Source organism: Microbispora sp. NPDC046973, from assembly GCF_040644495.1.
In the GTDB taxonomy this organism is placed as follows: Bacteria; Actinomycetota; Actinomycetes; order Streptosporangiales; family Streptosporangiaceae; genus Microbispora.
In genome coordinates this window covers 232,796-256,589 of record NZ_JBEYWQ010000002.1, presented here as the reverse complement: position 1 = coordinate 256,589, position 23,794 = coordinate 232,796, and the positions used below count along the sequence as shown (strand labels likewise).

The 23,794-nt window shown below is 71.5% G+C and carries 18 protein-coding genes; 10 read left to right on the top strand and 8 right to left on the bottom strand.

Annotated elements, in window-relative coordinates; all coding sequences use genetic code 11:
* Positions 1 to 41: 41 nt before the first annotated feature.
* On the top strand, positions 42 to 887 hold the full coding sequence (locus tag ABZ860_RS05230) for a helix-turn-helix domain-containing protein (RefSeq protein ID WP_357215331.1): 846 nt from the start codon (positions 42 to 44) through the stop codon (positions 885 to 887).
* Between the two features lie 81 nt (positions 888 to 968).
* Here the strand turns inward: ABZ860_RS05230 and ABZ860_RS05225 are convergent, their stop codons facing one another.
* Entirely contained in the window at positions 969 to 1,331 is a 363-nt protein-coding gene (locus ABZ860_RS05225; RefSeq protein WP_357215328.1) for an ArsR family transcriptional regulator, read from the bottom strand.
* Positions 1,332 to 1,427: 96 nt separating this feature from the next.
* On the opposite strand from ABZ860_RS05225, the gene ABZ860_RS05220 reads away from it, so the two are divergent.
* Positions 1,428 to 2,684, top strand: a complete 1,257-nt coding sequence (locus tag ABZ860_RS05220) for an MFS transporter (protein ID WP_357215325.1) — start codon at positions 1,428 to 1,430, stop codon at positions 2,682 to 2,684.
* Positions 2,685 to 2,781: 97 nt separating this feature from the next.
* Here the strand turns inward: ABZ860_RS05220 and ileS are convergent, their stop codons facing one another.
* Entirely contained in the window at positions 2,782 to 5,940 is a 3,159-nt protein-coding gene (ileS, locus tag ABZ860_RS05215) for an isoleucine--tRNA ligase (RefSeq protein WP_357215322.1), read from the bottom strand.
* Positions 5,941 to 6,638: 698 nt separating this feature from the next.
* On the opposite strand from ileS, the gene ABZ860_RS05210 reads away from it, so the two are divergent.
* From ABZ860_RS05210 to ABZ860_RS05200, 3 genes are read left to right on the top strand one after another with little or no spacing between them, the layout of a single operon-like run.
* Positions 6,639 to 7,034, top strand: coding sequence for a TraR/DksA C4-type zinc finger protein (locus ABZ860_RS05210; RefSeq protein WP_139574410.1), 396 nt, complete (start codon positions 6,639 to 6,641; stop codon positions 7,032 to 7,034).
* On the top strand, positions 7,007 to 7,651 hold the full coding sequence (gene lspA / locus ABZ860_RS05205) for a signal peptidase II (protein WP_357215319.1): 645 nt from the start codon (positions 7,007 to 7,009) through the stop codon (positions 7,649 to 7,651). Before ABZ860_RS05210 ends, lspA begins: the two co-directional genes overlap by 28 nt.
* Complete coding sequence (locus ABZ860_RS05200) at positions 7,644 to 8,573, top strand: RluA family pseudouridine synthase (protein ID WP_357215316.1); 930 nt, start codon at positions 7,644 to 7,646, stop codon at positions 8,571 to 8,573. Before lspA ends, ABZ860_RS05200 begins: the two co-directional genes overlap by 8 nt.
* Before the next feature lie 53 nt (positions 8,574 to 8,626).
* Here the strand turns inward: ABZ860_RS05200 and ABZ860_RS05195 are convergent, their stop codons facing one another.
* Positions 8,627 to 9,208, bottom strand: coding sequence for a TetR/AcrR family transcriptional regulator (locus tag ABZ860_RS05195; RefSeq protein WP_357215313.1), 582 nt, complete (start codon positions 9,206 to 9,208; stop codon positions 8,627 to 8,629).
* A 148-nt stretch (positions 9,209 to 9,356) separates the two neighbouring features.
* Between ABZ860_RS05195 and ABZ860_RS05190 the strand changes: the two genes are divergently transcribed.
* Positions 9,357 to 9,770, top strand: a complete 414-nt coding sequence (locus ABZ860_RS05190) for an organic hydroperoxide resistance protein (RefSeq protein ID WP_357215310.1) — start codon at positions 9,357 to 9,359, stop codon at positions 9,768 to 9,770.
* Between the two features lie 177 nt (positions 9,771 to 9,947).
* Here ABZ860_RS05190 and ABZ860_RS05185 read toward each other — a convergent pair whose 3' ends face one another.
* Entirely contained in the window at positions 9,948 to 11,528 is a 1,581-nt protein-coding gene (locus tag ABZ860_RS05185; RefSeq protein WP_357215307.1) for a serine/threonine-protein kinase, read from the bottom strand.
* Between the two features lie 96 nt (positions 11,529 to 11,624).
* Complete coding sequence (locus ABZ860_RS05180; RefSeq protein ID WP_357215304.1) at positions 11,625 to 13,664, bottom strand: protein kinase; 2,040 nt, start codon at positions 13,662 to 13,664, stop codon at positions 11,625 to 11,627.
* A 363-nt stretch (positions 13,665 to 14,027) separates the two neighbouring features.
* Here ABZ860_RS05180 and ABZ860_RS05175 point away from each other — a divergent pair, with 363 nt between their 5' ends.
* The gene (locus ABZ860_RS05175; protein WP_357215301.1) at positions 14,028 to 16,856 is read left to right on the top strand and encodes a M14 family zinc carboxypeptidase; all 2,829 of its coding nucleotides are present in this window, start codon (positions 14,028 to 14,030) and stop codon (positions 16,854 to 16,856) included.
* A gap of 64 nt (positions 16,857 to 16,920) precedes the next feature.
* Entirely contained in the window at positions 16,921 to 18,351 is a 1,431-nt protein-coding gene (locus ABZ860_RS05170) for a M1 family metallopeptidase (RefSeq protein ID WP_357215298.1), read from the top strand.
* A gap of 53 nt (positions 18,352 to 18,404) precedes the next feature.
* On the opposite strand, the gene ABZ860_RS05165 is transcribed toward ABZ860_RS05170, so the two are convergent.
* Together ABZ860_RS05165 and ABZ860_RS05160 are read right to left on the bottom strand one after the other, a co-directional pair.
* Complete coding sequence (locus ABZ860_RS05165) at positions 18,405 to 19,040, bottom strand: response regulator transcription factor (protein ID WP_357215295.1); 636 nt, start codon at positions 19,038 to 19,040, stop codon at positions 18,405 to 18,407.
* The gene (locus tag ABZ860_RS05160) at positions 19,037 to 20,185 is read right to left on the bottom strand and encodes a sensor histidine kinase (RefSeq protein ID WP_357215291.1); all 1,149 of its coding nucleotides are present in this window, start codon (positions 20,183 to 20,185) and stop codon (positions 19,037 to 19,039) included. Before ABZ860_RS05160 ends, ABZ860_RS05165 begins: the two co-directional genes overlap by 4 nt.
* Positions 20,186 to 20,308: 123 nt before the next feature.
* Here ABZ860_RS05160 and ABZ860_RS05155 point away from each other — a divergent pair, with 123 nt between their 5' ends.
* Positions 20,309 to 21,127, top strand: a complete 819-nt coding sequence (locus ABZ860_RS05155; protein ID WP_357215288.1) for a type II CAAX endopeptidase family protein — start codon at positions 20,309 to 20,311, stop codon at positions 21,125 to 21,127.
* Between the two features lie 51 nt (positions 21,128 to 21,178).
* On the opposite strand, the gene ABZ860_RS05150 is transcribed toward ABZ860_RS05155, so the two are convergent.
* Positions 21,179 to 23,017, bottom strand: coding sequence for a cellulose binding domain-containing protein (locus tag ABZ860_RS05150; RefSeq protein ID WP_357215285.1), 1,839 nt, complete (start codon positions 23,015 to 23,017; stop codon positions 21,179 to 21,181).
* A gap of 349 nt (positions 23,018 to 23,366) precedes the next feature.
* Here ABZ860_RS05150 and ABZ860_RS05145 point away from each other — a divergent pair, with 349 nt between their 5' ends.
* Positions 23,367 to 23,582 (top strand): hypothetical protein, encoded by a 216-nt coding sequence (locus ABZ860_RS05145; protein ID WP_357215282.1) that lies wholly within the window; start codon positions 23,367 to 23,369, stop codon positions 23,580 to 23,582.
* Positions 23,583 to 23,794: the final 212 nt, after the last annotated feature.

The window sequence follows — 23,794 nt, the reverse complement described above, 5'->3', positions numbered from 1 at the left end:
AGCCCGCCCCGGGCCGCGAAGGAGCCGACATACTGGACGTCGTGGGAGATCGACACGAGCTGGCGGGTTTCCTCCGGTCCCGCCGGGGCCGGATCACGCCCCAGACCGCAGGGATCGCCGCCGGGCCGCGCCGCCGGGTGCGGGGGCTGCGCAGGGAGGAGGTCGCGCAGCTCGCCGGGATCAGCGTGGAGTACTACCAGCGGCTGGAGCAGGGGCGGGCCGCGCGGCCGTCGCCCGAGGTGCTCGACGCCCTCGCCGCGGCGCTCCGCCTTGACGACGTGGAGCGCGAGCACCTGCGCACGCTCGCCGTGCGGGAACGTCCCCCGCGTGCGGCCCGGCCCCGGGACCCCCGGCCGGAGCTGGTGCGGATGCTGGACCTGATCCACGCGCCAGCCCTGGTCATCGACGACCGGTTCGACGTCCTCGCGGCCAATGCCGTCGCGGCCCGCCTCTTCGCCCTCGACACCGCCTCGCCCGTACGGGCGAACCTGGCCAGGCGGCTGTTCCTCGACCCGGGAAGCAGGGAGTTCTACGTCGAGTGGGACGACGTCGCCGCCGCGACCGCCGGGCAACTACGGGTGGCCGCCGGGCTGCACCCCCAAGACGCCGAGCTGGCCAGGCTGGTCCGCGAGCTCGGCGACGGCAGCGAGACCTTCCGGGGGCTGTGGAACGCCCGCGAGGTGGACGTCCGTACGTCCGGGACCAAGAGCTTCCGGCATCCCGCCCTGGGCACGATCACGTTCTGCTACGAGAACTTCGTGCCGGCGGGCGACCCCCGGCAGCGGCTGGTCGTACTCGTCCCTGCTGCCGACGGCGCCACCGAGGCGGCGGTCCACCTGCTGGCGACCTGGGCGCGCGCCGAGCCGCGGTCCCCGGCGGAACGCTGAAATGCGGCCGGTCGCCGACCGGCCCTTCAGCTGTGGGATCAGGCCTTGCGCAGGCGAAAGCCGGGCAGGAAACGCCTGGGGTCAGGGATGCCAGGCGGCGACAAGGTCGAGGAGGCCGGGGAAGCGCTCCTGCAGATCGTCGATGCGGACATGGCTGCGGCGTTCGAGGCCGTACTGCCGCTGGCGGGTGACGCCGGCCTCCCGCAAGACCCGGAAGTGGTGGGTGAGGGAGGACTTGGGCCGGTCGATGCCGAACCAGCCGCAGGGGTGGTCGAACTCCTCGGCCTCCAGCAGGAGTTTGCGCACGATGGTCAGGCGCAGCGGGTCGGCGAGCGCGGCGAGCACGTGTTCCAGCCGCAGGTCCTCACGTGCGGGTTCGGGCAGGGGCGGGGGCGATTCGGGGCGAGGGGGATAGACCTTGAACGCCGTGGACGCGGTGGGCATCGCGGCTCCTTCTCACTGCTGCGACTCAGTACGAGATTTCTCGTAGTGCATGATAGCTTCGAAAAAAATCGTACTGCTCTCGAGATGGAGCCTCTCATGCCTCATGCCCGCATCGCCTCTGCGACATCGACCTACGCGGCGGCGACCTCTCCGCCCGGAGGGCGGGCCGGGCAGGCGCCGACCTGGTGGGTGTGGCTGGCCGCATGGCCGGTCACGGCGGTGTTCGTGCTGTCCAACGCGGCCACGCCGCTGTACGTGCTGTGGCAGCACGAGATCGGGTTTTCCAAGGGGACTTTGACGGTCGTCTTCGCGCTCTACATCGTCGGATTGCTGGTTTCCCTGCTGGTCAGCGGCATCGCTTCGGACCGGCTGGGCCGTAAGGCGGTCCTGCTGCCGGCCCTGGCGCTGGCCCTGATCGCCTGCCTGGTCTTCGCCACGGCCACGTCAGTGGCCGCCCTGGCCGTCGCGCGCGTGTGCACCGGAATCGCGGTGGGTGCCGTGGTGAGCGCCGGCATGGCCGCTGTCACGGACGTGGCCGGGGTGGACCGCAAGCGCCTCGCAGCGCTCCTGGCATCCTGCGCCATGGTCTTCGGCGCGGGTCTGGGCCCGCTGCTGGCCGGGGTCTTCGCCCAGACGCTGCCCGGGCCCACGGTCACCGTCTTCGCGGTGGAGGCCGCCTTGCTGCTGACCGCGGCCGTCACCGTGCTGCGGATGCCGCTGCGCCACCCCGAGCGGGTGAGCTCCGGCCGGTGGATCCGCGTACCCTCGGTGCCCGCCGAGGGGCGCCTGCCGCTCCTGCTGGGCATCGCCACCTTCGGCCCGGGCATCACCGCGACCTCGTTCGTGCTGTCGCTGGGCCCCTCACTGCTCGCGAGCCTGCTGCACTCCAGCAGCCGTGTCCTCGCCGGCGTCATCGCGTTCGTGATGTTCGCTGCGGCGACCGGCACTCAGTTCGCTGTCCAGCACGCCTCGCGCCGCGTGGTGCTGACAGCCGGTGCGGTGTGCACGGTGGGTGCCATGGCGGCGCTGGTGGGAGCCGTGCAGGCAGGCTCGGTCGTGCTGCTGGTGGCCGCCGCGCTGCTGGCCGGCGCAGGCCAGGGCATGGGGCAGTTGGCGGGGCTCTCCTTGCTGAACGCCGCCGTGCCGGCCACCCGGCTGGCCGAGGCGAACGCCGCGCTCAACGTGGGGGGATATGTACCCGCCGGCCTCCTGCCGGTCGCCGCGGGCTATCTCAGCGACGCAGTGGGCCTGACCACCGGCTCGACGATCTTCGCCGCCGTGCTGGCCGTCCTCGCCCTGGCGGGCGGGGTGGTCGTCACAGTGACCCGCCGCCACATCGTCGAATCACTCTGAGCATGCTCGAGAACTGGAAGCGGGCTCTCCTCGAACGCCGCCTGCCACCACATGCGCCGATGGGGCCGGTCGGCGACCGGCCCCATCGGTCGCGGGATCAGGCCTTGCGCAGGCGGAACGACAGGCCGAGGTCGGCGTCCTCGTGGACCGGCAGGTCCTCGTCCGGTACGCCTTCGGCGAGGCTCGCCGCGAGCACCTCGTCGGCGACGGCGTCGCCGCCCTCGCGCAGCGCCTCGGCCAGCTCACCGTCGGCCGACCACCACAGGTGGATGCGGTCGGTGATGGACAGGCCGGTGGACTTGCGGGCCTCCTGGACGAGCCGGATCACGTCGCGGACCAGGCCGGCCCGGCGCAGTTCGTCGGTGATCGCCAGGTCCAGCGCCACGGTCTCGCCGGTGCCGGTGTCCACCGCGCCGGTCTCCACGGCCCAGCCCGACTTCGGCTGCTCGGTCACGATCACGTCGTCCGCGCCCAGCTCCACCGTGCCCAGCTCCGCGGCCTCGACCGTCGCGGACCCGCCCGAGCGCAGGGCGCGGGCCAGCTCCGCCGGGTCGGCGGCCGACACGGCCGCGGCGACGAGCTTGGTCTGCGAGCCGAACCGCTTGCCGAGGCTGCGGAAGTTGGGCTTGACCGTGAACGTCACCAGGTCGGCGGAGAACCCGGACAGGTCCTCCAGCCGCTGGACGTTGAGCTCGTCGGCGATCAGGTCGCGCAGCTCGCCGGGGAGCGAGGCCCAGCCGGGGGCGCCGACCAGGGCCCGGCCGAGCGGCTGGCGGGTCTTGACCGACGAGGAGGCGCGCGCCGACCGGCCCAGCTCCACGAGCCGGCGCACCAGCGCCATCCGCTCCGACAGCTCGGGGTCGAGCAGAGCGGTGTTCACCTCCGGCCAGGTGGCCAGGTGCACCGAGGCCGGGGCGTCCGGGTCGCGCAGCACGTCCCACAGGTAGTCGGTGAGGAACGGCACGAGCGGGGCCATGAGCCGGGTGACGGTCTCCAGGCACTCGTACAGCGTCGCGAAGGCCGACGCCTCACCGGACCAGAAACGGCGGCGCGAGCGGCGGACGTACCAGTTGGACAGGTCGTCCAGGAACTCGGTGATCCGCCGCCCGGCCCGGGCGGTGTCGAACTCCTCCATCGACGCGGTGACCTCGGCCACCGTGCGGTGCAGCTCCGCCAGCGCCCACCGGTCGATCAGCGGCCGCTCGGCGTACGCCGGGGCCTCGGCCATCCGGGCCGGGGACCACGACTCGGCGTTGGCGTAGAGCGCGAAGAACGACGCGGTGTTCCAGTAGGTCAGCAGGACCTTCCGGACGATCTCCTCCAGCACGGCGTGACCGATCCTGCGGGGAGCCCACGGGGACCCGGAGGTGGCCATGTACCAGCGCAGGGCGTCGGCGCCGTGCTGGTCCATGAGCGGCATCGGCCGCAGCACGTTGCCCAGGTGCTTGCTCATCTTGCGGCCGTCCTCGGCGAGGATCAGGCCGAGGCAGAGCACGTTCTCGTACGACGACCGGCCGAACACCAGCGTGCTGACGGTCATCATCGAGTAGAACCAGCCGCGCGTCTGGTCGATCGCCTCGCAGATGAACTGGCCGGGGAAGGAGTTGTCGAAGACGTCCTTGTTGACCAGCGGCGCGCCCCACTGGGCGAACGGCATGGCGCCCGAGTCGTACCAGACGTCGATCACGTCGGGCACCCGCCGCGCCTCGGCCTCACAGGTGGGGCACGGGAACGTGACGTCGTCGACGAACGGGCGGTGCGGGTCGAGCGCGGTCAGGTCGCGGCCCGCCAGCTCGCCCAGCTCCTTCAGGGAGCCGACGCAGGTGACGTGCTCCTCGTCCTGCGAGCAGACCCACAGCGGCAGCGGGGTGCCCCAGTAGCGCGAGCGCGACAGCGCCCAGTCGACGTTGTTGCGCAGCCACTCGCCGTACCGGCCGTGCTTGATCGTCTCGGGGAACCAGTTGGTGCGCTCGTTCTCGGCGAGGAGCTGGTCCTTGATGGCGGTGGTCCTGATGTACCAGGACGGGAGCGCGTAGTAGAGCAGCGGGGTGTGGCAGCGCCAGCAGTGCGGGTAGCTGTGCTCGAAGTGCTCGCCGCGGAACAGCAGGCCGCGCTCGCGCAGGTTGTCGGTCAGCGGCTCGTCGGCGTCCTTGAAGAACAGGCCGCCCACGAACGGCACGTCCGGCAGGAAGCGCCCGTCCGGGCCGATCGGGTTCACCACCGGCAGGCCGTAGCGCTTGCAGACGGTCATGTCGTCGGCGCCGAAGGCGGGGGCCTGGTGGACCAGGCCGGTGCCGTCCTCGACCGTGACGTATGTGCCGAGCACGACGTAGTGGGCGCCCTCGATCTCCACCAGATCGAAGGGGCGCCGGTAGGCGGTGTGCTCCAGATCGGAACCCTGGTAGGTGGCCAGCACCTCGGCGTCCTCGCCGAGGACGCGCCGCAGCAGCGGCTCGGCCACCACCAGCACCTCCTCGCCGCGCCGGGCCGCGACGTACGTCACGTCGGGGTGCACGGCGACCGCGGTGTTGGACACCAGGGTCCAGGGCGTGGTGGTCCAGATCAGCAGCGAGGCGCCCATCTCGGCCAGAGGGCCGGAGACGACGGGCATCCGCACGTAGACCGACGGGCTGGAGACGGTCTCGTAGCCGCCGGGCTGGCCGAGCTCGTGGTCGGACAGGCCGGTGCCGCAGCGGGGACAGTAGGGCGTGATCCGGTGGTCGCGGAACAGCAGGTCCTTGTCCCAGACGACCTTGAGCGACCACCACACGGCCTCGACGTACTGGGGGTCCATGGTGCGGTAGGCCTGGGACATGTCGACCCAGTAGCCCATCCGCTCGGTCATCTCCTCGAACGCGTCGACGTGCCGCAGCACCGACTCGCGGCAGCGCGCGTTGAACTCGGCGATGCCGTACGACTCGATCTCGGGCTTGCCGGACAGGCCGAGTTCCTTCTCGACGGCGACCTCGACGGGCAGGCCGTGGCAGTCCCAGCCGGCCTTGCGGGGGACGTGGTAGCCGCGCATCGACTTGTAGCGGGGGAAGACGTCCTTGAAGACGCGGGCCTCGACGTGGTGGACGCCGGGCATGCCGTTGGCGGTGGGCGGGCCTTCGTAGAACACCCAGGAGGGGCCGCCGGCGTTCTGTTCCAGCGAGCGCTCGAAGACCTTCCCGTCCCGCCAGCGTTCGAGGACCTCGTGTTCGAGGGCCGGCAGGTCGACCTGCGCGGGAAGTGAGCGGAAATAGTGGGAAGACATCGTCGGGCGGGACCTCCACGCGGTGGCTGTGACAGCGCTGCTGACATGGCGTGAAGGGACGAAGCCGGGGACGGCTCCGCGGTACCACCCTTCTTGACGACCGGCCGGGCCGGACGCCCTCTCGTTTTCTGTCCGCTGCCGGTTCTACTCGGCCGGGACGGCCTTTCTTCCGGCGGCTCCGGGGTGATCTTCCCTTCGCGGCCCGCCCCGGGCTCACACCGTCCCCGGGTCGCTGAGCGGGCGGATGCGGAGGTACTCGTCCCCATCTACGCCTTGCAGACTACGACGATAACGCAACCCGGCCGCAAGGGCTTCCCGATATGCGGGTGACGTCCCGGGTGAGACCCGGCCCGTCCCGGGAATACGTGGGAGGAACACACGGAGACCCCGCGATTGTTGTGTGGTGTGCGGGTGGGCCGGCGGCCGTCGGAAGGACGATCGAAGGCGGTCCCGCGGGCCGTCGCCTCGAATCCGGGGCATGGGGTCCCGGTGGCACCGTCCGCGACAAAATGATCGAAATAGAGCGCGACGAGGAGGAGCTGGCCGAATACGCCATCCGGGTACGGGTGGGGTAAAAGCCTCGGCGAGTCCGTTGCCGATCCGTTATCGGCGACTTATTCTGCCCGGACCGGCTCGAATCGCACCCGCCCGAGGGGTGCCCTGGACTCGAGGGGTTCTGGGCGAAGGGGAGGCCCGCAATGACGACGCGCACGGCGCGAACCGCCATCAGTGACGACGTCTGGTCCGACGAGGAGCTCGCCGAGGTCCGCGAGCGGCTGCGGCACGAGATCGAGGAGTTGCGCGCCGACATCGCCAGGGCGGAGGAGCAACTCGCGTCGGGAGACGTGAGCCAGGGCGCGGGGGACGATCCGGCGGACGCCGGGGCCAAGACGTATGAGCGCGAGCGTGAGATCGCCCTTACCCTGAATGCGCGCGACCTGCTCGCGCAGAACGAGCGGGCGATCGCCCGCGTCGAGGCAGGGACTTACGGAGAGTGCGAATCGTGCCACAAGCCGATCGGCAAGGAGCGTCTGCGGGCATTCCCGAGGGCGACGCTGTGCGTAGCGTGCAAGCAGCGGGAGGAGCGCCGCTGAGCGGTGGACCCGCGCGCCCCGACCGGGCGCGGAGGATCGCCCTGCTCGTCGCCGTGGCCGCGGTCGTGTACGCGCTCGACCAGGTCAGCAAGTTCCTCGTCGTGGAGTTCCTGGAGCACGAGGAGCCTCTCACCGTCGTGCCCGGCGCGCTGGTGCTGACCGTGATCCGCAACGCCGGCGCCGCCTTCAGCATCGGCACCGGCATGACGATCGTGTTCACGGTGATCGCGCTGGCCGTCGTCGTCGCGATCGTGCGTACGGCGCGGAAGTTGCACAGCCTGCCCTGGGCGATCACGCTCGGCCTGCTGCTGGGCGGGGCGGTCGGCAACCTGACCGACCGTATCTTCCGGTGGCCGGCCCCGTTCCAGGGGCATGTGGTCGACTTCATCCAGGTGTTCCCGGTCACCCGGTTCCCGGTGTTCAACCTCGCCGACTCGGGCATCGTGTGCGGCGGCGTGCTCGCCGTGTTCCTGGCCTGGCGCGGCTACCAGATCGACGGCACCCGCCAGATGGACGAGCCCGTCGCGGACCACACGGACGGCCACGCGGACAGCCACGCGGAGGGCGAGGCGGGCAAGCAGGCCGGCGAACCGGCGGGGGAGCGGGCCGATGGGTGACCAGCGCAGCCTGCCCGTGCCGGACGGCCTGGAGGGCGAGCGCCTCGACGCCGCCCTGGCTCGGCTCTTCGGCTTCTCCCGCACCCGCGCGGCCGAACTGATCGCCTCCGGGGACGTGCTGGTCGACGGCGCCGTCCCGGCGAAGTCCGACCGCGTCCACGCCGGGGCCTGGCTGGACGTCACCATCCCGCCGCCGCCCGCCGCGCCGATGCCCGTGGCCGAGCCCGTGCCGGGTATGACGGTCCTCCACGAGGACGACGACGTCGTCGTGGTGAGCAAGCCGATCGGCGTGGCGGCGCACCCGACCGTCGGCTGGACCGGTCCCACCGTGATCGGCGGCCTGCTCGGCGGCGGCCACCGGGTGTCCACGAGCGGCGCGGCCGAGCGGCAGGGCATCGTGCACCGGCTCGACGCCAACACCACCGGTGTCATGGTCGTCGCCAAGAGCGAGCGAGCCTACTCGCACCTCAAGCGGGCGTTCAAGGAACGTACGGTCGACAAGCGCTATCACGCGCTCGTCCAGGGGCACATGGACCCGTTGCGGGGCACCGTGGACGCCCCGATCGACCGCCATCCGTCGGGCGACGGGCGCTTCGCGGTGGTGGCCGGGGGCAAGGACTCGGTCACGCACTACGACACGATCGAGGCGTTCCGGGCGGCGTCGCTGCTCGACATCAAGCTGGAGACCGGCAGGACCCACCAGATCCGGGTCCACATGGCCGCGCTCAGGCACCCGTGCGTGGGCGACCTGCTGTACGGCGCCGACCCCACCCTCGCCGCCCGCCTCGGCGTGGGCCGGCAATGGCTGCATGCGGTCTCGCTGTCGTTCGAGCACCCGGCGACGGGGGAGTGGATGACCTTCACCAGTGACTACCCCGCGGACCTGGCCCACGCGCTGGAGATCCTCGCGGACGAGGGCTGAGGCGCGCTCCAGGTTCCCCCGATCCGGCCGGCGGGGCGCCTCGCCGGACGACTTCAGCGACGGGGGACGTGCTGGTCGATCAGGGCCCGTGCGGCGGCCACGGCGCGGCCGGCGGGGCCGGCCGGGCCCAGAGTGGCGGCGTTGGCGTAGAGGCCGGAGATGACGAGCATCAGCATGTCGGCCAGGGCGTCGGGGTCCGCGGCGCGCGCGGCCTGCGCCAGGGCGCGCAGGCGCCGGCGCAGCCGGTCGAGATGAGCGACGGCCTCCTGGCGTCCGGGGTGAGCGGGGTCGCGGAACTCCGCTGAGGTGTTGTAGAACGTGCAGCCGTGGAAATAGGGGGCCTGGACGCTTTCCTGGGCGAGTTCGACGATCGTCAGGAGCTGACGGGCGGGGTCGCCCTCATGGAGGGCCAGCGCGTCATCCATCCGCGACCATGACTCGGCGTCGAGTTCGCGCACCCACGCGGCGACCAGGTCGTCCTTGCTGGTGAACTCCCGATAGAGCGCGCTCTTGCCGAGCCCCGTCTCCTCGACGACCTGCTGCATGCCCACCGCCCGGGCGCCGTGCTCGCCGAACAGGCGGGCGGCCGTCTTGAGGATGCGCTGCCTGGTGCCGGGCACCGGTCTACGCGTCACCGTCGTCGGTTCCTTCCGTGTCCGCAGGGTTCATGTCCCGGGGCCTTCGAAATCTGCCCGTTGACACAGTATCGCCGTGTTCCCAACAATGGACCGATCGGTCCGGACCGATCGGTCCGTTATGGCGACATTGAAAAAGGAAGCACGCATGCGCATCTACACCGCGACCGCCACCTCTACCGGCCGCGACGGGCGGGCGATCTCCTCGGACGGCAAACTGGACGTCCGGCTCGCGCTGCAGAAGGAACTGGGCGGCGACGGCGACGGCACCAATCCCGAGCAGCTCTTCGCGGCGGGCTACGCCGCCTGCTTCGCCACGTCGCTGAAGCTGGTGGCGGGCCAGAAGCACCTGGACGCCTCGGACGCGTCGGTCACCGCCGAGGTGGGGCTGTCCCCCAACGGCAGGGGCGGCTACCAGCTGGACGCCATCCTGCGCGTGCGGCCGCCCGCCGGCCTCTCCTCCGCGGAGGCGCACGACCTCGTCGAGACCACCCACCAGGTGTGCCCGTACTCCAACGCCACCCGCGGCAACATGCGGGTCGACCTGATCGTCGAGCGGTGACCGTCGCGGAGGACGGAACGGGACCGCCGAAGGCCGTGGGGACGACCAGGCGCGGCTGATCGAGGCGTCACCGGGGCGCGTCGGACGGGCCGACAGACGCGAACCCTTGTGGGATCGCGGGAGGGGCGCCGGGGACATCACCGGCGGCGGTGCGGAGCCTTCCGTGCCGTCCGGGGGTCAGGCATCCCAGTCGTTCTCCGGCTGCGTGTAGCCGTCGGGGATGTCACCGGTGTCGTCCGTGGTGGCCTCCTGGCCCTCGTCTTTTCCCTGGCCCCCACCCTTGCCCGCGGACGGCTTGGCGCTCGCGCCGCCGTTCCCGGGCTTGGACGCGGAGGGCTTCCCCTTGCCGTTCTGCTTCGGCGGGGCCGACTGCTTGGGCTTGCCCGCGCTCTTGGACGGAGCTCCGGTGGGCTTCCTGGGCTTTCCCGCGCCGGGCTTGTCGGGCGACCTGCCGGCAGGCGCGCGGCGTTCCTCCGTACGGTGCCCGCCGGCGAATCCGGCTCCGGTGTTCGCCACCGGCTGGGTCGTCCTCTCCGCCCCGCGGCTCTCGGTCCGGTTGCCGGTCTTGGCGGCCTCGGCGGTCCTGGGAGATGCGGTCTTGGTCGCGAAGACCGTCACCGTGGGCGTGCTCACCACGGCGGTCCCTCTCGGGTCGGCCGGAAGTCTGGCGGTGGCGAACGCGATGGCGCCGGCCGCCAGCCCGACGAACGCGACGAGCGCCCCGGAGCCCGCGGCCAGCGCCCAGGGCCTGCGGCGCCCGCTCATCGGTACGGGCGTGGGCACCGGGACCGGCGTCGGGGTGCCCTCGCCGACGGGCACGGGCACGGACACAGGCGTGGACACGGGAGCCGAGGGCGTGGTGTCGAAGATGGGCATCAGCCGGGCGAGCCGGGGTGGCTGCCGCGGACGCGGCACGACCGGGCCGGTCACCTGGCCGGTGGCCACGGCGTGCAGGTGCTGGGCGGCGTAGTCCGCGGTCATCCTGAGGGCCGGGTCCTTGATCAGCAGGCCCTCGATCACCGGTGCCAGCGGCCCGGCGTTGTGCAACGGGCCCGCCTCCTCGTACATGACCGCGGCCAGCGTCGCCAGCGCGTGACCCCGGTGGAACGGCGAGCGCCCCTCGACGGCCATGAAGAGCGTCACCCCGAGCGACCACAGGTCCGACGCCCGCTGCGCCTGCCGTCCGGCCGCCCGCTCCGGGGCGATGAACGCCGGGGTGCCGATCAGCATGCCGGTGCGGGTGACCGGGGAGTCGTCCTCCATCGCGGCGATGCCGAAGTCCGTCAGCACGACCCGGCCGTCGTCGGCGAGCAGCACGTTGTCGGGTTTGACGTCCCGGTGCAGCACCCCGTTCGCGTGGGCGACGCGCAGCGCGGCCAGCACCTGGGACCCGATTTCCGCCACCCGCCGCGGCGGTAGGGGACCCTCCTCGCGGATGACCGATCCCAGCGTCCGGGACGGGATCAGTTCGAGGACGATCCAGGGGTAGCCGTTCTCCTCGAAGGCGTCGTACACTGCCGCCACGCTCGGATGGCTCAACCGCCCGGCGGCCCTGGCCTCGCGGAAGGTCCTGATGGTGAAGACCTCCCGCTCCGGACCGGTGAGCTCGGCCGAGGCGAGCAGCTCCTTGACGGCGACCTCTCGTTCGAGCACCTGGTCGACGGCCCGCCACACGGTGCCCATGCCGCCCCGCCCCAGCGGCTCGATCAGGCGATAGCGTCCTGCCACGACACGTTCGGAGGTCTGCGCTTCAGCCATGGTTGTCGCGCTACCCGTCTTGGGCCAACGCATGCGACATCGTTACTGTTCTGGGACGAAATCCCCCTTGGCCTGCGGATCTTCACCGAATTGTTATCACGGCTGGAAGGTCCGCGCAAAGACGTTGAAATAGGACAAACCGGATGTCCATCGGGAGTCGGCGACCTGCCAGTAGAGGGCGACGCAGCGGCCGTCGTCGAGCCTGAAGGCGCGGTCGAGCACCCGCACCTTGCCGGCGGCGGTGGTGTGGGTGAACTCCCAGTCGGCGGAGGGAACGCCGAGGTAGTCCCCGGACGTGAGGCCGATGCGCTCGTAGCCGCGCAGGTATCCCTTCTTCGTCGAGGCCGCCTCGACCGTGCGCAGGGCGGCCACCGGGTCGGTGGTGTCCCAGGGGGTGAAGTCGACCTGTAGGTAGTCGCGCCCGCTCCGGTTGTGGAAGCGCACCCGGGTGGCCTCCCTCTGGAACGGGACCCAGCCGGCGGGCAGGGCGATCGAGAAGCCCAGCGGGTCGCGGTGGGTCTTCCACCCCTTGGGCAGCGCGCCCGTCGTCGGCGTGGAGGACTCCGGCGACGGCTCCGGCGACGGCTCCTGCGATGGCTTCTCTGTCGGCTTCTCCGACGGTGGCGCGGACGGCTCGCCGGAGGCGCTCTGCCCGGTGTCCCCCGTGGTCGGGTCGGAGCCGGTGTGATCGGAGCCCGAAGTGGGATCGGCGACCGGCGACGTGACGTCCTCGGCGGCGGCCCCGCTGCCGGCCAGCGTGCGATAGCCGTACCAGCCGCCCGCGACGACGGCCACGAGCAGCAGCGGTAACAGGACGAGCAGGGTCACCTTGGTCGCGGAGCCGCGTCCCGGAGGGCGCGCGCCCGGTGCGGCGTACGCGCCTGGATGGCTCCCCGGCGGGACGCCCGGCACGCCGGGACCCGCGTGGCCCGTCTGGATCCCCTGGCCGCCCGGACTCGTGGGGTAGCCACCCATGCCCGCGCCGCCTCCGGGGCCGGCCGGCCCCGCAGGACCGGTGACCCCGGGCCAGGGGGCGGAGCCGCCGGACTGGTGCGGTCCGCCGTACGACTGGTGGACGCCGTACGACTGGTGGCCGTACGGCTGGGCGCCGTGTGGCTGCGGGGAGACTGCCGGGCTCTGGCTCCAGGACCCGGGGTGCCCCTGCTGTGCCGGGATGGACGGCCCGCTGTCCGTGCTGTCCCACCCGGACGGGGTCTGCGGCCACGGGCCGGCGGGAGGCTGCGACGGCCCGGACGGAGCGCCGCTCCACGAGCCGGGCTCGGGCCGGATGGTGCGGGGATCGGAGCCGGCGGCGGGTCCGGGGCCGGCCGTCATGGCGGCGTTGAGCAGGGCGGCCGCCTCGGCCGCGCCCATGCGCCGGGCCGGGTCCTTGCGCAGCAGGCCTTCGAGCACCGGCGTCAGGGCGCCCGCCCGCTGGGGCGGGGCCGGGTCGTCGTGCAGGATGGCCGCCATCGTGGCCACGGGGGAGTTGCGGTCGAAGGGGGTCCTGCCCTCGACCGCGGCGTACAGGGTCGCGCCGAGGGACCACAGGTCCGACTCGGGGGTCGCCGGGTCACCGTTCAGCCGCTCGGGCGGCATGAAGGCCGGGGTGCCGGTGATGCCGCCGGTCATGGTGAGTGCGGCCTCCTCCGGCATCGTCGCGATGCCGAAGTCGGTCAGCACCACCCGGGTCTCCCCGTTGAGCAGCACGTTCTCCGGCTTGACGTCCCGGTGGAGCACTCCCGCGGCGTGTGCGGTGCACAGCGCGTCGAGCACCTGCAGGCCGATCGCGGCGACCCGGCCGGGCGGGAGGGCGCCCTGCTCGCGCAGCACCTGGCCCAGTGACCGCGACTGCACCAGTTGCATCACGATCCAGGGACGGCCGTCCTCCTCGATCACGTCGTGGACGACGACGACGTTCGGATGGTCGATGCGGCCCGCCGCCCGCGCCTCGCGGATGGTGCGCCGGTTGAACGTCTCCCTGTCCTCTTCCGAGGTGGGGTGGTAGAGCACCTCTTTCACGGCCACCGTGCGGTCGAGCAAGTCGTCGTGGGCACGCCAGACCACGCCCATGCCTCCGCGGCCGATCGGTTCGAGCAGGTGGTACCTGCCCGCCACCCGACGCTCCTCGTCCACCCTGTCCTCCTTGAAACCCCCTGAATGGTCCCACAGCCCGGCGCGCGGCCGTCCGTCTTCGGATCTCACGACGCCGGGCACCGGCGGTGGAACTCGCAGGTCGCGCCGGCGGATCGTGACCGCCGCTGACGCGGGCGAACCCGATGCCCAGTTGTTATCGGACGTTATAAAAGGACGATTCGGTCAGTTACTCCTCCATTGACTTGCGAAAACGCCATTGCTCACAGTTTCCGTCCGAGTGTGGTGCAATTTCGCGGCGCCTTGTCCGATTTATTCCCTTCTAATACTGTCCGCAGTGACTTTGTCGTTTCCCGGACGGGTGCTCCCCCGAGACATCCCCCCGTCCCCCCGCCTGGAGGCGAGATGCGGTTACGCACGACGTTGTGCGGAAGATCCCCCTATGGCATGGCGCTCGGCGCCGCGGTCCTGGTGTCGGCCGCGCTCACGCTGACGCCCGCGTCCCCCGCGCAGGCCGACCCGGCCGACGCCGGCAGGGCGCCCGGACGGTGCAGCACCGACCCGAACGCCCACCTGGGCACGGTGCCGGCCCCCGAGCAGTTCTTCGGTTTCCCGCTGGGCAAGGGACAGCCCCGGGTGCTCACGACCGAAGAGATCAAGAAGTACGTGGAAGCCGTGGGCGGCGCCTCGGACCGCGTGGTCACGGGGACCATGGCGCACAGCGTGACCGGCCAGGACCTGCCGTACGCCATCGTGTCCGACTCCCACAACGTGGTCCCGGGGCAGCTCAAGAAGATCGCGGACCGGATCCGCTCGCTGCGCGACCCGAGGTCACTGAAGGCGGACAAGGCGGCGCGAATCGCCGACGACTCGCCGGCCATCGTCTGGATCGCCGGCAACGTGCACGGCGGTGAGAAGAGCGGCGCCGACGCCGCGCTCAAGACCCTGTACGAGCTGGCCGCCGGCCTGTCCTGCGACGTCGCCAAGCGCAACGACAACCTGGTCACGGTCATCGTGCCGACCCAGAACCCGGACGGCCGCGACGCGAGCCGCAGGCAGAACGAGTACGGCTTCGACCTCAACCGGGACTGGTTCGCCCGCACCCAGCCGGAGACCGACGGCAAGATCGAGATGCTGCGCCGGTATCCGCCGCAGGTCTTCGTCGACGCGCACGAGATGGGCGGGCGGCAGTACTTCTTCCCGCCCAACGCCGACCCGATCCACCACGAGATCGCCGACCAGCCGGTGAACTGGATCAACCGGATCGGCGCGGCGAACGCGGCGGGCTTCGGCTACAACGGCGCCTGCGGCGGCGCGGTCACCACCGAGTGCTACTTCAACTACGCGACGTACGACCTGTTCTACATGGGCTACGGCGACAGCGTCCCGGCCGCGGGCTTCGGCGCCGCCGGGATGACGTTCGAGAAGGGCAGCTCGTCGGCGGTCGAGGACCGGGTGCAGCAGCAGTTCAACACCCAGTGGGCGACGACCGGCTGGGCCGCCGACAACCGGCGCGAGGTCCTGGACGGCTACTACTCCATCTGGCGAACCGCGCTCGCCGAGGGGGCCGCCGGCGCCCTGGAGCCGAACGAGGTCGTCCAGCCGGCGAACACCGTGCGCTTCCCGGTGCCCGACATCACGATCCGGTCGTACTTCCTGCTGCCCGACCGGCAGCTCGGCGACGTGCGCCGGCTGGTCGAGCGGCTGCGCCGCATGGACGTCGAGGTCTACCGGGTGAGACAGTCCGTCAAGGTGCCCTCCGCGCGGGTCTTCGGCGGCCGGACGGCCAGTGACGTGACCGTCCCCGAGGGGGCCTACTGGATCCCGATGGACCAGCCGCAGAAGCACTGGATCCAGGCGGTCATGGGGGAGGACCCGTACGTCCCGTTCCCCTACTTCTACGACGTCTCCTCGTGGAGCAACCCGCTGCTCGCCGGCGTGAACACCATCTCCACCGGTGACGAGCTGTCGCCCAAGGCCGACCTCGTCAAGGACGTCGACGGCGGCGTGGCCTCCGCCGCGCCCCAGGGCGGGTCGTACTCCTACCCGATGGACTCGGCCGCCGCGTCCGAGCTGACCTTCCGGCTGCTCGGCGCGGGCGTGCCGCTCACGCGCGACGCGCGGACGGGGGTCGTCGGCCTGCCCGCCACCGCCGTGAACCGCGGCGAGCTGGACAAGCTCGCCCGCTCGCTGGGCGTGACGGTCGAGGGCGGCCGCGCCCCGGCCTCCGGCGCCACGCTGCGCACGCCCGACGTCGGCCTGTTCGCCGGCACCGGCGTCTCCACCACCTCGGGGTCGTACGGCGAGGCCCGTTACGTGCTCGGCGACCGCTGGGGCCTTCGGCTCACGCCGGTGACCACGGCCGACGTCAACGGCAACACCCCGGCCTTCACCGAGCGGACCGTCCTGCTCGTCCCGGACGGCAGCAGCGCGAACGGCGGGCTGACCGCGCAGGGCCTGGCCAACCTCCGGCAGTGGGTGGCCGCGGGCGGCACGTACGTCGGGCTGCGCAACGAGGGCACCCGGGTCGCCAGGGCCGCCGGCCTCACCTCCACGACCGAGAAGGCCAAGCCGACCGGCTACCAGGTCATCGGCTCGCACTTCCGGGTGGACGTGGCCCAGGGCAGCCCGGTGTCGCTCGGCCGGCCGGCGGAGGACTTCCAGTTCAACAACGGCGACCCGATCCTCAACCCCAGCCAGACCGGGGTGAACGTGCTCACCTACCCCTCGGACGACACGTTCTGGTCCAACGGCTACACCGTGGGCGCCGAGGTGCTCAAGGGCACGGCCTCTCTCGTCGACGAGCCGACCGGCGCGGGACACGCCGTGCTGTTCGCGTACAACCCGCTGTTCAGGGCGTACAACGAGAACGGCATCCACCTCCTCGCCAACGCGCTGCTCTACCCGGCGGTCGCTGCGCAGGCCTCGCCGCAGGCGAAGCAGCGGATTGCCCCGGACCCGTTGCGCATCGCCGCGGCGACGACGGAGGAGCCGCCGAACCTCGGCGGTGAGTGGCGGCCGATCGTCATCCAGGTGGCCGACGCCGACCTCGCGCGGACGCGGGCGGTGGTCGAGCGCTACACGGACACGGCGCAGACCGCGTCCGCGGACGGCTCGTCCTACATCACGATCCCGAACCCCGACGGACTGTCCGCCGACGAGCACCCGTTCGTCCGCGACCTGGTCCGCGACCTCGGCGCGGCGGGCATCCCGCTCCGCTCCGTCGTCGCCTGATCTCACGCAAAGAATCGGACCGGGCGGCCGGCCCCCGGCCGCCCGGTCCGTCGAAAGGACTCGCATGACATCGTCCCGTTCGCGCCGGGCTGCGCGGCTCGGCGGCGCCGCCCTCGCGGCCGCGCTGCTCGCCGCGACCCAGGCGACCACCGCTCTCGCGGCTCCCGGTGACCCCGGGGAGCCGCGCTACTCCGCGGGCGCCCCCTCGCTCGGCGACCCGTACTTCCCCGACCAGGGCAACGGCGGCTACGACGTGCGGCACTACGACGTCACGTTCTCCTACGACCCCGCCACCAAGGTCATGGACGCCACGACGGTGATCACCGCGGTCGCCACCCAGGACCTCGACCGGTTCGACCTGGACTTCCGCGGCCCGCAGATCACGTCGCTGAAGGTGGGCACGCACCCGGCCGCCTACCGCCGGGACGGGCAGGAGCTCGTCGTCACCTCGCGGCCCAAGCTCAAGACCGGGCAGACCTTCACGGTCACGGTGACGTACGCGGGGACGCCGCCGGTCGTCACCGACCCCGACGGCTCGATCGAGGGCTGGGTGCCGACGGACGACGGCGCCTTCGTGCCGGGCGAGCCGCAGGGCGCCCCGGCCTGGCTTCCCTCCAACGACAGCCCCCTGGACAAGGCGACGTTCACCTTCCGCGCGACCGTCCCCGAAGGCGTCACGGTGGTCGGCAACGGCCGCCTGGTGTCGAAGACGACCGCGAACGGCAGGACGACGTTCGTGTGGGACTCGGCCGAGCCGATGGCGACCTACCTCGCCACGGTGACCCTGGGGAACTTCGTCGTCAACGAGACGACCACGCCCGGCGGCATCCCGGTCTACACGGCGGTGGACCCCCGCCTGGTGACCCAGTCGGCCGCGGCCGTCGCCCGGATCCCCGACATCCTGGAGTACTTCTCCTCGATCTTCGGGCCCTACCCCTTCAACCAGGCGGGCGCCATCATCGACCGCGCGCCGGACGTCGGCTACGCCCTGGAGAGCCAGACCAAGCCGATCTTCTCCAGCGCGCCCGGCGTCGGCACCATGGCGCACGAGCTCGCGCACCAGTGGTACGGCGACAGCGTGAGCGTCGGCACATGGTCTGACATCTGGCTCAACGAGGGCTTCGCGACCTACGCGACCTGGTTGTGGACCGAGCACTCCGGGGGCGCCACCGCACAGCAGACGTTCAACAGCTCGAGCAACTACGGCCGGGCGGCGAGCTCGTCGTTCTGGCAGATCGTCACGGCCGACCCCGGCCCCGAGGACATGTTCGGCAACGTGCCGTACAACCGGGGCGCGATGACGCTGCACGCGCTGCGCGGCAAGATCGGCGACGCCGCCTTCTTCACGCTGATCAAGGACTGGGCGGCGGAGCACCGGTACGGCAACGTGAGCACCGCCGACTTCATCCGGGCGGCGGAGAAGGTCTCGGGCATGGACCTGAAGGCGTTCTTCGACGTGTGGCTGTTCCAGAAGGGCAAGCCCGCCTCCTGGTGACCCCTCGCCGGCGGCTCCCCGGAAGGGGGCCGCCGGTTCTTCAGGGGACGCGGTCACGAACGCAGGTGCAGGGCGAGCTGGATGCGGTCGCGCAGGCCCAGCTTGCGCAGCGCGCTGGACACGTGGTTCTTGACCGTGCCCTCGGTGATGAACAGGCGCGCCGCGATCTCCCTGTTGGCGGCCCCGGCGGCGACCATCCGCGCCACCTCCACCTCGCGCGCCGACAGCAACTCCTGCCCGCGGAAGGCGACCGGGTTCACCGGCAGGTGCCGCAGCTCGGCGACCAGTCGGGCCGCCACCGGGCTGCCCAGCACCGTCTCACCGCGGCTCACCCGGTGGACGGCCGAGACCAGCTCCTCCGGCGAGCAGTCCTTCAGCAGGTAGCCGGTCGCGCCGCCGCGCAGCGCGCCGAAGATGAACTCGTCCTCGTCGAACGTGCTGAGCACGACGACCGCCACCTCCGGATGCTCGGCCGCCAGACGGACGATCAGCTCCACGCCGTTCATGCCCGGCATGCGCATGTCCACGAGCGCCACGTGCGGGCGGCGCTCGCCGATCACCCGCAGCGCCTCGTAGCCGTCGGCCGCCTCGCCGACGACCTCGACGCCGTCCTCGACCTCAAGCAGCTTGCGCAGCCCCTGGCGCAGCAGCGCCTGGTCGTCCACCAGCACCACCCTGACCGGCGTCATGCCCGCACCCCCGACATGGGCAGCTCGGCGCGCAACTCGAACCCTCCGCCCGGCCTGTTGTCCCCGGCCAGGGTGCCGCCGAGCGCCCTGGCCCGATCCGCCAGCGAGGTCAGCCCGAAGCCGCCGCGCGTCCGGTCGTCCCTGCCCGTTCCGTCGTCGCTGACCACGAGCGCCACCTGGTCGTCGCCGAACGTGAGCGTGCCGTGCACGTGCTCCGCCCTCGCGTGCCGCAGCGCGTTGGTGAGCCCCTCCTGCAGCACCCGGTAGAGGACGAGCTCGGTGTCGGCCTCCAGGCGCCGCTCCTCGCCCCGCACCTCGAAGCTCACGCTGATGCCGGTGCCGTCGAACGACGCCGCGAGCCGTTCGAGCGCGGCGCTGCCGACGCGGCCGTCCAGCGCGAGCGGCCGCAGCGCGCGCACCCAGCGCCGCGCGTCGGCCAGCGCCTCCACGGTGAGCTCCTTGGCCTGGCGGACCTCCGCCCAGGCGGCCTCTGGGCGGCGCTCGCGGAACCGCTCGGCGTTCTCCAGGCCCATCTTGATGACGGTGAGGTGGTGGCCGACCGAGTCGTGCATCTCCGCCGCCATCCGGGCCCGCTCCTCGGCGACGGCCAGCTCTCTGATCCGCTCCAGCAACCCCTGGGCCTCCTCGCGTCTGCGCCGCGCCTCGACGATGGACGCCACCATGCCCAGGACGAACGCGGAGAACGCCGCCATCCAGGCGGCCTGGACCAGGCCGTCGGCGATCGTCGAGCCCACGAGCGGGGGCGTGACGGCGCACAGGACCACGACGCCCGACAAGATGGCCGTCGCGACGCGCATGCCGTACAGGAACGCGAGGTTGGCCACCGCGATGAGGATCAGCGGCAGGTGGAGCTCGGCCGAACCGGTGACCCCTGTCATGAGCGTCGCCGCCAGGAACAGCGGCGCCACCCAGAGGCGGCCCCGTCTCCGGCTCCAGGGCAGGGCCGGCCAGAGCGCCGCGAGCAGCACCAGGTTGGCGCCGAAGAGCACGCACTGCAGCGGGGTCGCCGCGCCGGTCACGAACCCCTGCGCGAGTCCGGCGGTCAGCAGGGCCGTCATCGCCCAGAACACGACGTTGAACAGGAAAGGCCGGTCGGCGTCGCGAAGCCAGTCGAAACGCGCCATGGTCTCGACCCTAGAGCGATTCGGATCGGATGCAATCGCCCATCGGAACCATGACCATGGTCATGCCCGCGTCTATCCGCCGCTCGATGTGCCCGCGAGCAGGGCGGATCTAGCGTTTCGCCCATGAGAGCCACCACGCCCCCGTGGGCCGTGTCCATCGCCGTCGTCGTGATGTTCGTCCAGGCGTTCAGCGGCCCGCTGATCGTGGGGCTGCTCATGCAGGACGGCCGCGGCCTCCTCGCCCAGACGCTGAGCGCCCTGACCGTGACGCTCGTCTCGATCGCCCTGGTGTTCGCGGTCCGCCGGTTCCTCGGGCGGCAGAGCTGGCAGGGCGTACGGCTGACCTGGTCGTGGAGCGCCTTATGGCAGGCGCTGGCGGGCGTGCTCATCGGTGCGGTGGCCGTCGTGACCGCCAAGGCCTACGCGGTGGCCCTGTTCCTGACCGACTGGGTGCCCTGGTGGGAGACGGCCCGCGACGCGCTCCCGTACCTGCCGCTCGCGCTGGCGATTCCCGTGCTCAACCAGGCGTTCCCGGAGGAGCTGCTGTGGCGGGGCCACGTGTACGACACCCTGTCGGCGCGGCTGCCCACTCGCGTGGTGGTGATCACCGTTGCGGGCGTGTTCGGCGCCCTGCACGTCTTCTCCCAGGGCGGGGCCGACACCCTCCTCGAGAAGCTGCTCTACATCGTGACGGCCACCGCGCTCGGCCTCGCGTGCACGGTGGCCCGGATGCGCAGCGGCGCGGTGTGGATGGCGGTGGGCGTGCACGGCGGCTTCCACATCGGCCTGCGGCTGACGCTCACGCAGGAGGCCGGCTTCGGCGCGCAGCTCGCCCTGATGGCCGGCGCCCTCGTGCTGGCCGCTTGGGTCGTCGACATGGTGTATCGCGCGCGTCCGCATCGCGAGCCGGTGCCCGTTCCGGTGCCCGGCGAGACGGTCTGAGGGGGGCCGGTCCCGCGCCCGCCCGCGCGCACGGGCGGGCGCGGCCGGGTGTCAGCCGGTGGTGCAGGAGATCGGCGACGGGACGTCACCGGCGCCGTTGGCGGTGAAGCCGAACGACGTGGACGCGCCGGCGGCCAGGCCGCCGTTGTAGCTCACGTTCTTCGCCGTGACGGCGGCGCCCGACTGGGACACCGTGGCGTTCCACGAGGAGCTGATCGTCTGGCCGTTCCGGTACGACCAGCCGACGGTCCAGCCCGAGATCGCGGAGGTGCGGGTGTTCGTCACCGTCACCTCGGCCTGGAAGCCGCCCGGCCAGGAGTTGACCACCTTGTACGTCGCCGAGCACCCCGAGCCGCCGGGCGTGGGAGAGGTCGAGGGCGAGGCCGACGGAGAGGGCGAGGGCGACGGAGAGGGCGAGGCCGACGGGGAGGGCGAGGGGGATGTGGTGCCGCCGCCGGACGCCTTCAGGACCGTGATGGAGTACGGCGGGAGCGTGATCGAGGTGGCGGACGACGCGGTGCTCGTGCTGATCGAGGTGGCGCCCTTGCGCCACTGCACGACGGAGGCCGCGCCGCCGGGGGAGAAGCCGGAGTAGGACAGCGAGACCGTCGTGGAGTTGTTCAGGTCCTTGTTGACCAGCACGACGTTGACGCCGCCGGAGGTCTTCACCGCGTGCGCGGCGAGCAGCGAGCTGGACGAGGACGCCTTGACCAGCGTGTCACCCGGCGATCCGGCTTTGCCGACCATGGCCAGGCCGTAGTACGGCGGCAGCGGCGTGTTCACCGGCGGCTCCCCCGAGCTGCCCGAGGACAGGATGCCGAAGTCGTTGTAGTCGGTGGTCCCGTCGTCGTTGGTCTTCGGACTGCTGCTGGTGCCGTTGTGGAGGCTCCACCAGTCGACGTTCATCACCCCGTTCTCGAACCAGGTGAGATAGCTGTCCGCGGCGCCCAGGGCCGTCGTCGCGCTGTTGAGCTGGTAGTTGAGGTTCGCCTCTGTGACCGCGATGCCGATGCTCGACGCCCTGCTCCCGGCGTACTTGCCGAGAAGGGAGCGGATCGTGCTCACCATCGGCGCGATCTGCGAGACCTTCGTCAGGCTGTCGGCCGCCGACGTGGCACCCGGATACCAGTGGACGATCACGAAGTCGGCCTTGTCCTGCACGATGGACATGACCGTGTTGTTCCAGTCGGCGCTGTCACCCGAGCCGACGATGCCGTCCGGCCAGCCGCCCGGGGTGGTGAGCACGACGCCCACCTTGATCGAGGAGTCCACGGCCTTCATCGCCGAGATGTACTGCAGGACGTTGTTCGCGTACGCCTTCGGGCTCTTGTCGGCGTGGTTGTCCTGCTCCCAGCCCGAGCCGTAGTGGCCGTTGCCGTAGACCTCGTTGCCGATCTCCCAGTATTTGACGCCGTATCCCTTGGTGACGTTGGCGTACCGCACCCAGTCGGCGGCCTCCTGGGCCGTGCCCGTTCCGTAGTTGGCGATGACGACGGGCTGCGCGCCGGCCGAGCGCACCGTGCTCACATAGGTGTCGAAGTCGGTGCCGGGGGCCACGTAGCCGCCCTCGGTGGTGTGCGTCTTCCAGTGGTAGATGTCGCCGTACGACCCGCCGGGGTAGCGGACGGCGGTGAAGCCGGCGTCCCGCAGCAGGCCCGAGACGGGGGCGCTGTTCATGTTGCCGTCGTAGACGGCGACGTTGACGCCGTGCCCGGCGGCCGGGATCGTGCCGAGGCTCGTGCCGGTGTTCACCGTCACGGTTGCGGAGGTCGCGGCCGAGGCGGGCGCGGTGACGGCCGTGGCCGCCACGAGGGCCGACGCGGCGGCGAGCGCCGCCGACGTCAGCAGGGCCAGGCCGGCGCGCCGCCGGCGGGTGAGCGAGCCGTGCATGGAGAGCTCCTTCGAGCAGTCGCGCTGTCGCCCTCTCCGGGCGCAGGTCGAGCCGCATCCTTTTCCTCGCCATGCCGGACGGTCAACGCTCAGGGGGTCCGTAACGCTCTGACCTGGGGCTGATTTCGTATGGAGATGCAACTTTCATCGGCGGTGGGAGGCCGGCCGGCCCCCCGGCGCCGAGCGGACGGGGCGGCCGGGCTCGGTCGGAGCTTGGTCGGGGCTTGGTCGAGGGCCATTCGTCAATGAATGGCATGCCGTTCCCATGCAAATCATTCCTAATGTCATCGGTGTCGGAGAAACCGGCCCCTCCCGAAAAGGAGGAAAACCAATGGAAAGAGGTGCGAGAATGGTCCGGACTCTCGGGTCGCTCACCGATCGGATGCTGAGCACGGTGGTTCCCACGGCGGAGGCTCAGGCCGTGAGCAAGTGCGTCGTCATCGGCACCGAGCAGGTCAGCTGCACCGGCGGTGTGTACCCCTTCACCACGGGGACCGTCACGAAGAAGCTCTGCGTGGACTTCGAGGCCAAGACCATCACCCTGGAGAAGTCGAGCACCTGCTGAGCGAACGGAATCCGGCGGGAAACCGGAGCGGGATCGCGATGAAACGAGAAAAGCGCGATTCCTGGCTCCGGTGGTGATTCGCCGACGATTCCGGTGACCGGGCACACCGGTCCGCGCGATCGCAGCGCGTGGTGAACACGCCGCCCGGATCACACGAGGTGCGATCCGGGCGGCGTCCGCGTCCGTGCCCGACCAATGCTGCTCGGCCCATG